At 55.7% G+C, this 14,968-nt stretch carries 10 protein-coding genes, 2 pseudogenes and 1 riboswitch; of the genes and pseudogenes, 7 read left to right on the forward strand and 5 right to left on the reverse strand.

The window, feature by feature from the left end; genetic code table 11:
• Positions 1–44 precede the first annotated feature (44 nt).
• A riboswitch (TPP riboswitch) is annotated at positions 45–147 on the reverse strand.
• A gap of 35 nt (positions 148–182) precedes the next feature.
• Positions 183–1,844 (reverse strand): HTH-type transcriptional regulator SgrR, encoded by a 1,662-nt coding sequence (gene sgrR, locus JNO11_RS02575; protein ID WP_045140778.1) that lies wholly within the window; start codon positions 1,842–1,844, stop codon positions 183–185.
• 254 nt (positions 1,845–2,098) lie between these two features.
• Here sgrR and JNO11_RS02580 point away from each other — a divergent pair, with 254 nt between their 5' ends.
• A complete protein-coding gene (locus JNO11_RS02580) occupies positions 2,099–3,277 on the forward strand; it encodes an MFS transporter (protein WP_010253833.1) in 1,179 nt (392 codons plus the stop codon).
• 468 nt (positions 3,278–3,745) lie between these two features.
• Here JNO11_RS02580 and leuD read toward each other — a convergent pair whose 3' ends face one another.
• From leuD to leuA, 4 genes are read right to left on the reverse strand one after another with little or no spacing between them, the layout of a single operon-like run.
• On the reverse strand, positions 3,746–4,351 hold the full coding sequence (gene leuD, locus JNO11_RS02585) for a 3-isopropylmalate dehydratase small subunit (protein ID WP_010253835.1): 606 nt from the start codon (positions 4,349–4,351) through the stop codon (positions 3,746–3,748).
• Between the two features lie 3 nt (positions 4,352–4,354).
• Positions 4,355–5,761, reverse strand: coding sequence for a 3-isopropylmalate dehydratase large subunit (leuC, locus tag JNO11_RS02590; RefSeq protein WP_325176903.1), 1,407 nt, complete (start codon positions 5,759–5,761; stop codon positions 4,355–4,357).
• 4 nt (positions 5,762–5,765) lie between these two features.
• A complete protein-coding gene (leuB, locus tag JNO11_RS02595) occupies positions 5,766–6,857 on the reverse strand; it encodes a 3-isopropylmalate dehydrogenase (RefSeq protein WP_022625403.1) in 1,092 nt (363 codons plus the stop codon).
• Positions 6,858–6,859: 2 nt separating this feature from the next.
• Entirely contained in the window at positions 6,860–8,422 is a 1,563-nt protein-coding gene (gene leuA, locus JNO11_RS02600; RefSeq protein ID WP_010253843.1) for a 2-isopropylmalate synthase, read from the reverse strand.
• A 905-nt stretch (positions 8,423–9,327) separates the two neighbouring features.
• Between leuA and ilvI the strand changes: the two are divergent.
• From ilvI to ftsL, 6 genes and pseudogenes are all read left to right on the forward strand, one after another.
• Positions 9,328–11,050, forward strand: a pseudogene (gene ilvI / locus JNO11_RS02605) (acetolactate synthase 3 large subunit).
• 2 nt (positions 11,051–11,052) lie between these two features.
• Positions 11,053–11,544 (forward strand): acetolactate synthase small subunit, encoded by a 492-nt coding sequence (gene ilvN / locus JNO11_RS02610; protein ID WP_003854770.1) that lies wholly within the window; start codon positions 11,053–11,055, stop codon positions 11,542–11,544.
• A 196-nt stretch (positions 11,545–11,740) separates the two neighbouring features.
• A pseudogene (cra, locus tag JNO11_RS02615) lies at positions 11,741–12,752 on the forward strand (catabolite repressor/activator).
• A 496-nt stretch (positions 12,753–13,248) separates the two neighbouring features.
• Positions 13,249–13,707: a division/cell wall cluster transcriptional repressor MraZ gene (gene mraZ, locus JNO11_RS02620; RefSeq protein ID WP_009092149.1), complete on the forward strand. Its 459-nt coding sequence runs from the start codon at positions 13,249–13,251 to the stop codon at positions 13,705–13,707.
• Between the two features lie 2 nt (positions 13,708–13,709).
• Complete coding sequence (rsmH, locus tag JNO11_RS02625; RefSeq protein ID WP_010253859.1) at positions 13,710–14,651, forward strand: 16S rRNA (cytosine(1402)-N(4))-methyltransferase RsmH; 942 nt, start codon at positions 13,710–13,712, stop codon at positions 14,649–14,651.
• Complete coding sequence (gene ftsL, locus JNO11_RS02630) at positions 14,648–14,968, forward strand: cell division protein FtsL (protein ID WP_003854764.1); 321 nt, start codon at positions 14,648–14,650, stop codon at positions 14,966–14,968. Before rsmH ends, ftsL begins: the two co-directional genes overlap by 4 nt.

Consider the following 14,968-nt stretch of genomic DNA (forward strand, 5'->3'; position numbering starts at 1 on the left):
TGCGCTCCTTCAGGAGAATAGGGGATGAGTCGCAAAGGATCTGAGCACAGAGGCCTCCCAAATCCCTACGTCGGTATTAACCGAATCAGGTTCGACGGGTATCTCTCAGCTGCTTGCTGGTGGCAGGCGGCACCCCGTTGAGAACGTCACATTCTAGTCATTTCAGCGCCGGGGCGAAAGCCTCACAGCGCGGGTGGCGCGAACCAGGCGGATTTAAAATCAAACCAGCCCAGCGTATTCATCCGAACGCCGCGCATGCTGCGCTGACCTTCAAGCAGCAGCCAGTGGTGAAACAGCGGATGAAGACCCGCTTCTTCGACTAACTGTTTACTCCATTCGGCCAGCGGCAGCGTTTTCTCGCGCCAGCGGGCCGCATCGCTGTGCCAGTCGATCGGCAGACAGTGATGCAGCAACGGGATCTCATAAAGCTGCGCAAACAGAGAGTAAGTCAGCGGCAGGGTAAAGTTTACGCTGCCAAGCCAGATATCACTTTCCGCTTCGCCCTGATACCAGCTTTCGTAGCTGATCTCGCGGGTCTCCAGCGTGACGCCATGCTCTGCCAGCAGCGGACGCAGCGCGTTAGCGATGCCTTCATGCTCCACGTGCTGGCTGTACCAGGTCAGCGTCAGGTGGGTTAAGCCGGGCGGTTTTTCCACTGGCGTCAGGTCGCGCCGATGATGCCAGCGCGGCAGCAGGCCATATGCCGGAAACCAGTAGCGCTGGTAGCCGACACCGGCGTGATTGAGCAGGGCGATAGGATTAAACAGGTAGCTGACCCAGCGCCGGACCGCCTCGTTGCGTCCCTGTTCTGAACGCTGGTCGAACAGCAGATAGTAGCAGCCCTCTTCAAGGCGGCTCTCCTCCTGAACCTCATCGGCTCCATCGCCCTGCAGACGGACACCGGCATAGACCAGCTCATCGCTGATGTCGGGCAGTACCCAGATAGAGACATCATCAATCAGGGCGCGAAAACCAAAATAGTCATCAAACGCTTCGATCTTCAGCTGACTCTCCTGATTGCGGATCACCCGGTAAGGACCGGTGCCAACGGGCTGGCGGGCAAAATCGTGCAGCGTCGGCCATTCGCGCGGCAGGATCATCGCACTGACGCTGCCCAGCAGCCAGGGTAATCCCTCGTCGGGCTGGCTTAAGCGGATATCCAGCGTCCAGGGCGCGGGCGAGTCGATCTGCTCGATATGGGAAAAGAGCGGATGAGGGCGCTGACGCTCGAGCGTGGCCAGCACATCCTCCATCTCCAGTTCTCTGCCGTGATGAAAGCGAATCGCCGGACGCAGAAAAAAGCGCCAGTGAAGCGGGGAAGTCTGCTGCCAGTGGTGCGCAATATCGGGCTCGATTTCCCCATTTTCCTCATTTATCCGCGTCAGGCCGTTGAAAATCTGTCGCGCAATATGGGTTTCGGAGCGCCGCAGCGGCGAACCGGGCAGCAGATTGAGCAGCGGACGATAGTAGAGCACCCGCAGGATATGCTTGCCCTGACGGAAACTGCGGCCCAGATGCGCGGCGATCATCTGCCGTACCTGATTTTTATCGCCCACCAGCTGGACCAGCTGATCGATGCGATCCTGCTCCAGCAAATCCTCGGCACGTTGCTGCTGCAGGGCCAGTCCGGTATAGCAGAAGGTAAGCTGTGAACGCTTGCCGCGTCCGGCTTCCGCCTGCCAGATCAGCCAGCCCGCGGCCTGCATCCGGTTGAGCAGATTGCGCATATGGCGGCGCGAGCAGTGCAGCAGGTCAGCCAGTTCGCTGAGGGTAATCTCCTGCGTTTGCCCCTGACAGCTCTGCCACAGGCGAATGAACTGCTGCTTCAGACGTGATGAGGACATAAAAGAGGAACTCCCGGTGAAAAGCGCTCTGTTTTTCTTGCCCTATTTTAAGAGCAAACTTTGCGTTATGGGAAGAGCGGGAGGCATTCAGCACTGAATGGCGTTCGACCCTGACTTCGCTGTTCAGCGGAGTGCTTTTCTGAGTAGGGTGCATTTACACCGCCAGCAGATGATCTCTGCTGGCTTTTTTCATGTTGCGCGGTATCGTCTACCCTTCTTTTTTCCCCTCTGTTTGTTCTGTAAGGGATTTCGGTATGAAATCGCTGTTAACGCGGCAGCGCCGCATCAATCCGGTTTACCTCGCTTTTATGGTCGCCTCGTTCATGCTGGGCATTGCGGGCGCACTGCAGGCGCCGACGCTCAGCCTGTTTCTGACGCGCGAGGTGCAGGCGCGGCCCTTCTGGGTCGGACTGTTTTTCACCATCAATGCGGTGGCAGGTATCGTGGTGAGCATGCTGGTGGCAAAGCGCTCTGACAGCGTCGGCGATCGTCGTCATATCATTCTCTTCTGCTGCCTGATGGCGCTGGTCAATGCGCTGCTGTTTGCCTTTACCCGCCACTATCTGACCTTGCTGACGCTGGGCGTGCTGCTGTCGGCGCTGGCCAGCGTCTCGATGCCTCAGCTGTTTGCGCTGGCGCGGGAATATGCCGATCAGTCGGCGCGTGAAGCGGTGATGTTCAGTTCGGTGATGCGTGCACAGCTGTCGCTGGCGTGGGTGATTGGGCCGCCGCTCTCCTTCGCGCTGGCGCTGAACTACGGCTTTGTGACGCTATTTATGGTGGCCGCCGCGCTGTTTCTGATCTGTATCCTGCTGGTCTGGTTCACCGTGCCGTCGGTGCCACGTTCGCAGCCCCTTATGCAAAGCGGCGGGCTGCCGCTAAGTGGCTGGCGCGATCGGGATGTGCGTTTACTGTTCCTGGCCTCAGTCGCGATGTGGACCTGCAACACTATGTATATCATCGATATGCCGCTCTATATCAGCACCACGCTGGGCCTGCCCGAGAAGCTGGCCGGTCTGCTGATGGGGACGGCGGCGGGGCTGGAGATCCCGGTGATGCTGCTGGCCGGACATTACGCGCGGCGTATCGGCAAGCGCCGGTTAATGCTGATCGCGGTGGCGGCTGGCGTACTGTTTTATCTGGGGCTGGTGCTGTTCAATTCCCGCACGTCGCTGATGGTGTTACAGCTGTTTAACGCGGTGTTTGTCGGGATTATTGCTGGCATAGGGATGCTGTGGTTTCAGGATCTGATGCCAGGACGGCCTGGTGCAGCGACCACCATGTTCACCAACTCGATCTCGACCGGCATGATTCTGGCTGGTGTTATTCAGGGCACGCTGAGTGAGCGACTGGGACATGAGGCGGTTTACTGGCTGGCATTCGGGCTGGCTATTGTGGCGCTGGTGATGTCGGCACGGGTGCGCGACGTATAAAGAAGAAGGGCGTAATGCCAGTCAGTTAAGCGACAGGTGATAACGCAGGCTGGTGCCGGGCAGGGGCTGGCGGTCCTCGCGCCGCTGCGCGGTTCCTTCACTTCATTCCTCTGCCTGACGGACCGCCGGGGATGGCACATCCTGTGCCGCCCCGCCTTTCGCCCGCGTCCTGCGGGCTCTCCTGGCAGACTCATTCTGTTCAGCGCTGCGGATTGCCTGCCCCTGCCCGGCACCGGCCTGCTCTGAAACTTCAGTGTGTATTGTTAAGAAGGGCACGAGAGTGGAGGCTCAAAGCCGAAGGTACCGCGTGAGCGGCGCGAGGACGGCCCGGCAGCAGCAGAGGTGCGCTGGCCCGCACTGCGGCTCGCTCGCCCGGAAAAAAGCTGCCACGTTTGACCGTGACAGCCTTTACAAATCTAATCTTAACTGATCAGCATTACGACCCGATGTCGCCCTGCTTTAACTCAATCAGCGCAGGAAGGCGGGCTGATTCTGCTCATACTGCGAAATGGAGGCTTCGTGCTGCAGCGTCAGACCGATGCTGTCCAGGCCGTTAATCATGCAGTGGCGGCGGAAGCTGTCGAGCTCGAACGAATAGACTTTATCGCCAGCGGTGACCGTCTGCGCTTCCAGGTCTACCGTAAAGCTGATGCCGGGCTGGTCCGCAACCAGTCTGAACAGCTCATCCACTTCCTCTTCGCTTAACTTCACCGGCAGCAGCTGGTTGTTGAAGCTGTTGCCATAAAAGATATCCGCGAAGCTCGGCGCAATCACCACGTGAAAACCAAAATCGGTCAGCGCCCAGGGCGCATGCTCACGTGAAGAGCCGCAGCCAAAGTTTTCACGCGCCAGCAGGATACTGGTGCCTTTGAACTCAGGCTTGTTCAGCACAAAGCCGGGCGTTGGCACGGTGCCCGCGTCATCTTCAAAACGCCAGTCGTGGAACAGATGCTGTCCAAAACCGGTGCGCGTAACCTTCTGCAAAAACTGCTTGGGAATGATCGCGTCGGTATCGACGTTCGCGGCATCCAGCGGCGCAACAATGCCGGTGTGCTGAGTAAATTTATTCGCCATGACTTAAGCTCCTGTCGTCAGTTCACGGATGTCGGCAAAGTGGCCGGTTACGGCAGCCGCCGCGGCCATTGCCGGGCTGACCAGATGAGTACGTCCACCACGGCCCTGACGGCCTTCAAAGTTACGGTTGCTGGTTGACGCGCAACGCTCGCCCGGATTCAGGCGGTCATTGTTCATCGCCAGACACATTGAGCAGCCTGGCAGACGCCATTCAAAGCCCGCTTCCAGGAAGATTTTGTCCAGACCTTCCGCTTCGGCCTGCGCTTTCACCGGGCCGGAACCCGGCACCACCATGGCGACCACGCCAGGCGCCACTTTACGGCCTTTGGCGATGGCGGCGGCGGCACGCAGATCTTCGATGCGTGAGTTGGTGCAGGAGCCGATAAACACTTTATCAATCGCCACATCGGTCAGTTTGATGCCTGGCTGCAGGTTCATGTAGGCCAGGGCTTTTTCGGCTGAGGCGCGCTCAACCGGATCGGCGAACGAGGCCGGATTCGGGATCACCTGATCAACGGCAATGACCTGACCCGGATTGGTGCCCCGGGTGACCTGCGGTGCAATCTCTTCAGCATGCAGCGTTACCACCGCATCATATTTCGCGCCTTCGTCAGACTTCAGAGTGCGCCAGTAATCAACGGCCTGCTCCCATTTCTCACCCTGCGGCGAGAACTGACGACCTTTCAGATAGTTGAAGGTGGTCTCATCCGGTGCCACCAGGCCCGCTTTCGCACCCATCTCAATCGCCATGTTGCACAGGGTCATACGACCTTCCATGCTCAGCGCCTGAATCGCCGGACCGCAGAATTCGACCACATAGCCGGTTCCGCCTGCGCTGCCGGTTTTGCCGATGATCGCCAGCACGATATCTTTAGCCGTAATGCCGGTTGACGCCTGGCCCAGTACTTCAATCTTCATGGTTTTTGCCCGACCCTGTTTCAGGGTCTGGGTAGCAAACACATGTTCAACTTCAGAGGTGCCGATACCAAAGGCCAGCGAGCCAAACGCACCGTGAGTCGCGGTGTGCGAGTCACCGCACACAATCGTCATGCCCGGCAGCGTCATGCCCTGCTCAGGACCGATAACGTGGACGATGCCCTGGAACGGATGATTCAGGTCATACAGCTGTACGCCAAACTCAGCGCAGTTCTTCATCAGCTCCTGCATCTGGATACGCGCCATCTCGCCCGATGCATTGATATCTTTGGTCTGCGTAGAAACGTTGTGATCCATAGTGGCAAAGGTTTTGCCCGGCTGACGGACTTTACGTCCGTGGGCGCGCAGACCATCAAAGGCCTGGGGCGAGGTCACTTCATGGATCAGATGGCGATCAATGTAGAGTAACGGCGTTTCTTCTGGCGTTTCATGGACGACATGTGCATCAAATAACTTCTGGTATAAGGTTTTCATTTTTTTATTTTTCCTCGGCGATAAAGCGGGCAATGATGCTGCCCATCTCATCTGTACTGACCGCTGGGCCATCACCGGCTAAATCTTTGGTGCGATAGCCCTGTTCCAGCGCACGGCTGATGGCGCGTTCGATACTGTCGGCAGCCTCATCGGCATTCAGGCTGTAACGCAGCAGCAGCGACAGCGACAGGATCTGGGCGACCGGGTTGGCAATATTCTGACCGGCGATATCCGGCGCCGAGCCACCCGCGGGTTCGAACAGGCCAAAGCCCGCTTCATTCAGGCTGGCGGAAGGCAGCATCCCCATTGAGCCGGTGATCATGGCGCACTCATCAGAGAGAATGTCACCGAACAGGTTGGAGCAGAGCAGCACGTCAAACTGCGACGGATCTTTGATCAACTGCATGGTGGCGTTGTCGATATAGATGTGGCTCAGCTGCACGTCCGGGTACTCTTTGGCCACTTCGTTGACGATTTCACGCCACATCACGGAGGTCTGCAGCACGTTGGCTTTATCAACCGAGGTGACTTTGTTACGGCGTTTGCGCGCCGATTCAAACGCGATGCGGGCGATGCGCTCAATTTCGAAACGGTGATAAACCTCGGTATCAAATGCACGCTCTTCCGGGCCGCTGCCTTCACGTCCTTTCGGCTGACCAAAGTAGATGCCGCCGGTCAGTTCACGCACGCACAGAATGTCGAAGCCTTTGGCAGCAATGTCGGCGCGCAGTGGGCAAAATGCCTCCAGTCCGCTGTAGAGCGCAGCCGGACGCAGGTTACTGAACAGCTTAAAATGTTTGCGCAGCGGCAGCAGCGCACCGCGCTCCGGTTGCGATGCCGGCGGTAAGTGCTCCCACTTCGGGCCGCCAACGGAACCAAACAGGATCGCGTCGGCTTGCTCGCAGCCTGCAACCGTTGCGGGTGGCAGGGGTTCGCCATGCTGATCGATAGCAATGCCGCCGACCGCATACTCCTGGGTGGTGATCTGCATATCAAAGCGCTGACGAATGGCATCCAGCACTTTCATAGCCTGCGCCATCACTTCCGGGCCGATACCATCACCGGGTAAAACTGCGATATGAGATGAGCTGGACATGGTTATACGGTTTCCTTCTGATCTTTAAATTTGCGCTGCAATTCTTGTTCAACCTGACGGGCACGCCAGATATTGTTCAGAGCGTTGACCATCGCTTTGGCGGAGGACTCCACAATATCGGTCGCCAGACCAATGCCGTGGAACTTGCGGCCGTTGTAGCTCACGACGATATCGACCTGACCCAGCGCATTCTCGCCGTGGCCTTTCGCGGTCAGCTTGTAGTTAACCAGCTCAGCGTCGAACTGGGTGATACGGTTAATCGCCTGGTAGACCGCGTCAACCGGGCCGTTACCGGTGGCTGCATCCGATTTAGCGACATCGCCGCAGCCCAGATTGACAGAGGCGGTGGCGGTGATGCTGGAACCGGTCTGGACGTTAAATTCGTGCAGCTGGAAATGTTCCGGCTCTTCATTCTGCTTGTTGATGAAGGCCAGCGCTTCCAGGTCGTAATCGAAAACCTGACCTTTTTTATCGGCCAGTTTCAGGAAGGCGTCATACAGCGTATCCAGATTGTAATCCTGCTCGGCATAGCCCATCTCTTCCATACGATGTTTTACCGCCGCGCGGCCAGAACGTGAGGTCAGGTTCAGCTGGATTTTGTGTAAGCCGATCGATTCCGGCGTCAGGATTTCATAGTTCTCGCGGTTCTTCAGCACGCCATCCTGATGAATACCCGAGGAGTGAGCGAAGGCGTTAGAGCCGACCACTGCCTTGTTCGCCGGGATCGGCATGTTGCAGATCTGGCTGACCATCTGGCTGGTACGGTAGATTTCCTGATGATTGATATTGGTATGCACGTTCATGATCTGCTGGCGGGTTTTAATCGCCATGATCACCTCTTCCAGCGCACAGTTACCGGCACGTTCACCCAGGCCATTCATCGTTCCTTCCACCTGACGCGCGCCCGCCTGTACGGCAGCCAGGGCGTTGCCCGTTGCCATACCCAGGTCATCGTGGGTGTGAACAGAGATAATTGCTTTGTCGATGTTAGGAACGCGATTCATCAGCTCGCCGATGATGTGGGCATACTCGCCTGGCAGGGTGTAGCCAACGGTATCGGGGATGTTGATGGTGGTGGCACCGGCGTTAATCGTGGCTTCTACCATCCGGCACAGGTCATCAATCGGGGTACGGCCGCCATCTTCGCAGGAGAACTCAACGTCGCTGGTGTAATTGCGCGCACGCTTCACCATATGCACCGCACGCTCAATCACTTCCGGCAGCGTGCTGCGCAGTTTGGTGGCGATGTGCATCGGTGAGGTAGCGATAAAGGTATGAATACGGAAGGCTTCGGCAACGCGCAGTGATTCGTACGCCGCATCAATATCTTTTTCCACACAGCGTGCCAGACCGCAGACCCGACTGTTTTTAATGGTGCGCGCAATGGTCTGCACAGACTCAAAGTCGCCCGGTGAGGAGACCGGGAAACCGACTTCCATCACATCCACGCCCATGCGCTCCAGCGCTAAAGCAATCTGCAATTTTTCTTTCACACTCAGGCTGGCCTGTAATGCCTGCTCACCGTCGCGCAGAGTGGTATCGAAAATAATGACTTGCTGGCTCATCGTAATCATCCTTATGCTTTTTCTGGCCTGGCAACGAGCATAAAAAAAACCCGCGACAGGCGCGGGTTTTTAACTTTCAGCAGGTTTGAATCAGTGTTTGATTCCGCCCACAAGTCTACCGCGCAAGCTGAGTGCGTTTAGTAGTAGACCGAGAAGGCGAACAGAACGAAACATGGATTCAAACCTTATAAAATGTTGTGCTGTACATATTGGTACTGGAATCACTCAGGGATGTCAACCTTCAATGCAGGGGTATTCTTAGTGGCGCCAGAGGAAGATATTCTGTTATTTAACGGTCAGGCAGCGTAATGAACAGCGCCGTAGTGGCTGCGGAGGCAATCGACCCGGGAATGAGCACTGATTTTGCGGGTCTTTGATTTTATTGTGTTGAAAATTAAAGACTTTATCGGGAAGGTGTCTCACGAGGATACAGGATATATCACCTGCTCTTTAGCATAATCGAATGCGTCTCAGCGATTTACTGGTTAATTACGCCAGAAAAGAAAAGTGTCAGGCGATTGTGGGCCAGGGCAGCCGGGTAATAAGTTTTCGTTATTTCTTAGATCACGCTGAAAATAATTTCTTAATCAGCATTTTCCTCTGCGGTTCTGCCGCGTAATTAGTTTAATCCGCGCAGCCAATTCTTATCGGGCAGAGCCTTTACGCCCCTGCCTTTTAATTTACGTGGGTTTGCGGTTTGCCTGCCCGGTTAACTGCGGTTATGGTAATCGACCTACTCTCAGAAAAATAAACTCAACAGATTTCTCTGTAACCGGACAGCGGCAGTTGTTTCCGCTGTCATGCATAAACATAAGATTTTGATTGGCAAAGCAGGCACCGGGGCTATGTGGTACGCGTTAACGGGCGTATTAACAGAGCCGGGTCCGCAAGCCTGGAGGCAGAAGATGGAGATGTTGTCAGGAGCCGAAATGGTCGTCCGTTCGTTAATCGATCAGGGCGTTAAGCAGGTATTCGGTTATCCGGGTGGCGCAGTGTTGGATATCTATGATGCGCTGCAAACCGTCGGGGGTATCGATCACATTCTGGTGCGTCATGAGCAGGGCGCGGTGCATATGGCTGACGGCCTGGCGCGCGCCACCGGTGAAGTCGGCGTGGTGCTCGTCACCTCCGGACCCGGCGCAACCAATGCGATTACCGGTATCGCCACCGCCTATATGGACTCGATTCCGCTGGTGATCCTCTCGGGTCAGGTTCCCTCGTCGCTGATTGGCTATGACGCCTTTCAGGAGTGCGACATGGTCGGCATCTCTCGTCCGGTAGTGAAGCACAGCTTTCCTGGTGAAAAGTACTGAAGAGATCCCAACCGTGTTGAAAAAGGCGTTCTGGCTGGCTTCCACCGGACGTCCGGGGCCGGTGGTGATCGATCTGCCGAAAGATATTCTGAATCCGGCCAACAAGTTGCCTTATCACTGGCCGGATACGGTGAGCATGCGCTCCTACAATCCGACTATTCAGGGCCATAAAGGTCAGATTAAGCGTGCGCTGACCACGTTGCTGGCCGCGAAGAAGCCGGTGATCTACGCCGGTGGTGGTGCCATTACCGCCGGCTGCGAAGCGGAACTGTTAAAGCTGGCCGAAAGCCTGAATATTCCGGTGACGACCTCGCTGATGGGCCTGGGCGCGTTCCCTGGCACTCATCGTCAGTGCGTTGGCATGCTCGGTATGCACGGCACGTACGAAGCCAACATGACGATGCACAACACCGACCTGATTTTTGGTATCGGTGTGCGCTTTGATGACCGCACCACCAACAACCTGGCGAAATATTGTCCCAACGCCACGGTGATGCATATCGATATCGACCCGACCTCTATCTCTAAGACGGTGGCGGCGGATATCCCGATTGTCGGTGATGCGAAGCAGGTGCTGCAGCAGATGCTGGAGTTACTGGCGCAAAGCGAAAGCCAGCGCGCTGAGAGCCTGCACGACTGGTGGCAGGAGATTGAGGGCTGGCGCAGTCGTCACTGCCTGGAATTTGATCGCACCAGCGACAAAATCAAGCCGCAGGCGGTGATTGAAACCATCAGCCGTCTGACCAAAGGCGATGCGTATGTGACCTCGGATGTGGGCCAGCACCAGATGTTTGCTGCGCTCTATTATCCTTTCGATAAACCGCGCCGCTGGATCAATTCCGGCGGTCTGGGCACCATGGGCTTTGGCCTGCCTGCTGCGCTGGGTGTGAAGATGGCGCTGCCGGACGAAACAGTCATCTGCGTAACGGGCGATGGCAGTATCCAGATGAACATTCAGGAGCTTTCCACCGCGCTGCAGTACGATCTGCCGGTGCTGGTGCTGAACCTGAACAACCGGGTGCTGGGCATGGTGAAGCAGTGGCAGGATATGATCTACTCCGGTCGTCACTCCCAGTCTTACATGGAGTCACTGCCTGACTTCGTGCGTCTGGCGGAAGCCTACGGCCACGTCGGGATCGCGATTGAACATCCGGCTGAACTGGAAGAGAAACTGGCGCTGGCGCTGGAAACCCTGGCGAAGGGACGTCTGGTATTTGTGGATGTCACCGTTGACGGTAGCGAGCATGTTTACCCGATGCAGATTCGCGGTGGCAGCATGGATGAGATGTGGTTGAGCAAAACGGAGAGGACATAATTATGCGTCGTATTTTATCAGTTCTGCTGGAGAACGAATCCGGCGCATTATCCCGTGTCGTCGGCCTGTTCTCGCAGCGCGGCTATAACATTGAGAGCCTGACCGTGGCGCCAACGGATGATCCTACGCTGTCGCGGATGACCATTCAGACGGTGGGCGATCAGAAGGTGCTGGAGCAGATTGAAAAGCAGCTGCACAAGCTGGTAGATGTGCTGCGCGTTACCGAGCTGGGGCAGGGCGCCTATGTTGAGCGCGAAATCATGCTGGTGAAGATTCAGGCGAGCGGTTATGGCCGCGAAGAGGTGAAGCGTAACGCCGAGATCTTCCGTGGTCAGATCATCGACGTAACGCCGACGCTGTACACGGTTCAGCTGGCAGGCACCAGTGACAAACTGGATGCCTTCCTGAGTACCGTTCGCGATGTGGCTGAAATTGTTGAAGTGGCACGCTCCGGTATCGTCGGCGTTTCACGCGGCGATCGTATCATGCGTTAATCACGCAGCGTCATCATCAATCCTCACCTAACCCGGCGAAATGCCGGGTTTTTTTATTTTTTATGCGCCAGGCGAGTTACATTCAGAAAAGCGGTTGCTCCGCGCACTTTTCTGCTGTTAGATGATAGCCATGAGTTATCCATAGCTTAACTGCGGCTATTTCTGCCGTAAAAGCGGATTTGATGGTGGGGTTATCGTGAAACTGGATGAAATTGCGCGTTTGGCAGGCGTGTCGCGCACCACGGCCAGTTATGTGATCAATGGCAAAGCGCGGCAGTATCGTGTCAGCGACAAAACCGTTGAGAAAGTCATGGCGGTGGTACGTGAGCATAATTATCACCCCAATGCGGTGGCTGCCGGGCTGCGCGCCGGGCGTACGCGCTCAATTGGGTTAGTGATCCCCGATCTGGAAAATACCAGTTATACCCGTATTGCGAACTATCTTGAGCGGCAGGCCCGTCAGCGCGGCTATCAGCTGCTGATCGCCTGTTCTGAAGATCAGCCCGATAACGAGATGCGCTGCATTGAGCATCTGTTACAGCGCCAGGTCGATGCGATCATCGTCTCTACCTCGTTACCGCCAGAGCATCCCTTTTATCAGCGCTGGATCAACGATCCCCTGCCGATTATTGCGTTAGATCGCGCGCTGGATCGTGAACATTTCACCAGCGTAGTGGGTGCCGATCAGGACGATGCCCATATGCTGGCGGCTGAACTGCGTCAGCTTGAGGTCAAAAATGTGCTGTTCCTCGGTGCATTACCCGAGCTGTCGGTAAGTTTCCTGCGCGAGCTGGGTTTCCGCGATGCATGGAAAGACGATCCCCGGCCGATTGACTATATCTACTGCAATAGCTTCGAACGCACAGCCGCCGCGGCACTGTTTGAACAATACCTTGAAGATCACCCGATGCCGGAGGCGCTTTTTTACCACCTCATTTGGCTTGCTGCAGGGTGTGATGGATGTGACGCTGAAACGAGACGGACGGCTTCCGACCGAGCTGGCCATCGCCACCTTTGGCGACCACGAATTACTGGACTTTCTTGAGTGTCCGGTGCTGGCGGTAGGTCAGCGTCATCGTGACGTGGCAGAGCGCGTGCTGGAATTAGTTTTAGCCTCGCTGGATGAACCCAGAAAACCAAAACCCGGGTTAACCCGCATTCGCCGTAATTTATACCGTCGCGGACAATTAAGCCGAAAAGTTAAATGAGCCACGGGCAGTATTACGCTGCCCGCCCATTTTATTTAACGATTTAACTGATTAAATAAACAGGTCGACGTAAAAAAAGCGTAAATTCTGCTCATCAAATCTAACAAAGCAGAAAGGGTTATTTTTATTATCTGCTTACAACTTCAACAAACTTACTTTCCCGTCTGGCCTTAAGCCGCTGGGCTTCCTTTCGGAAATCCCCTAAAATGCCGCCGCTGTCTCAGAAACCACGATTAATATTTAGCCCTTTACATTGTTTCATTTTTAGTCGTTTTTTCCCGGGTCGTTTTTTTTATTCAGGTATTCATCGGCTTAATTTTTACTTTCCCCTTTTATTCGTTTATAGCGTCGCCAGAGAATAATTCTTCACTCTGTAAAGAGTGATATTCACCTGCCGCTCCGGCTTGACAAGGATTTCATGGGATCCTTAAACTCGTTTCGTGGTAAAAAAGTGGGATAAAGTGGCGTAAATGGGTGATGAGGAGAAGAGACTGGCATGTTCCGCGGAGCAACGTTAGTCAATCTCGACAGCAAAGGGCGGCTCGCCGTACCTACGCGATATCGCGATTTGCTGATTGGGGAGTCTCAGGGGCAGATGGTCTGTACCATCGACCTCCACCAGCCATGCCTGTTGCTTTATACCCTGCCCGAATGGGAAATCATTGAAAAAAAGCTGGCACGCCTTTCCAGTATGAATCCACTTGAGCGCCGCGTGCAGCGTTTGCTGCTGGGGCATGCCAGTGAATGTCAGATGGATAATGCAGGCCGCCTGCTGCTGGCGAATACGCTTCGGCAGCACGCAAAATTAACCAAAGAAGTGATGCTGGTTGGACAGTTCAATAAATTTGAGCTGTGGGATGAACAGACCTGGTATCAACAAGTCAGGGACGATATTGACGCAGAACAGTCGGCTCAGGAGCCTTTATCTGAGCGGTTGCAGGACTTGTCGCTATAGCTATGCAGGAAAATTTCAAACATACCACCGTGCTGTTGGATGAGGCGGTTAACGGCCTCAATATCAGGGAAGACGGTATTTACATCGACGGCACTTTTGGTCGTGGTGGCCATTCACGCCTGATTCTTTCGCAGCTGGGAGAGAAGGGAAAGCTGATCGCCATCGATCGTGATCCGCAAGCTATCGCCGCTGCCGCAGAGATCACCGACCCGCGTTTTTCAATTATTCATGGCCCTTTTTCCGCGCTGGCAGAGTATGTCTCTGAACGGGATCTGGTCGGAAAGATTGACGGCATTTTGCTGGACCTGGGGGTTTCATCACCGCAACTGGATGACGCCGAACGTGGCTTCTCCTTTATGCGTGACGGACCGCTGGATATGCGAATGGACCCGTCGCGCGGGCACTCCGCCGCAGAATGGTTGCTGCACGCAGAAGAGGCGGATATCGCGTTTGTCCTGAAGACCTACGGTGAAGAGCGATTCGCCAAACGCATCGCCCGGGCCATTGTCGAGCGTAATCGCGAACAGCCGATGACCCGGACCCGTGAACTGGCTGAGGTGATCTCAATCGCCATGCCGGTAAAAGATAAGTTTAAGCATCCGGCCACGCGCAGCTTCCAGGCGATTCGTATCTGGATTAACAGCGAACTGGAAGAGATCGATATTGCCCTGAAAGGCGCTGTTGAAGTGCTGGCTCCGCAGGGCCGTCTCTCTGTTATCAGCTTCCATTCACTGGAAGATCGGCTGGTGAAGCGCTTTATGCGCGATCAGAGTCGCGGGCCGCAGGTGCCGCCTGGGATTCCCATGACTGAACATCAGCTGCGTGCCCTGGGTGGGCGTGAACTGAAGTTGCTCGGCAAAATGTCGCCGGGTGACGCTGAAGTCTCTGAAAACCCACGTGCGCGCAGCTCGGTATTACGTATCGCGGAGAAAACCGACGCATGATCGGTAATGAGCGTCACAGTCTGCCTGCCGTCATCGGCGGGGATCTGCTGCGAAAAGGCAAGATTCCGGTGCTGTTGCTGATCGCTGTGGTGGTTTCTGCCGTGCTGGTGGTGACGACCACCCATAAAACAAGACTGTTAACCGCGCAGCGCGAACAGCTGGTGCTGGAGCGTGACGCACTCGATATCGAGTGGCGCAACCTGATCCTGGAAGAGAATGCACTGGGCGATCACAGCCGTGTTGAACGCATCGCCACCGAGAAGCTGCAACTGCAGCACGTTGATCCTTCACAAGAAAATATCGTGGTGCAGAAATAA

The organism is Pantoea sp. 1B4, from assembly GCF_016925765.1.
Lineage (GTDB): Bacteria > Pseudomonadota > Gammaproteobacteria > Enterobacterales > Enterobacteriaceae > Pantoea > Pantoea agglomerans.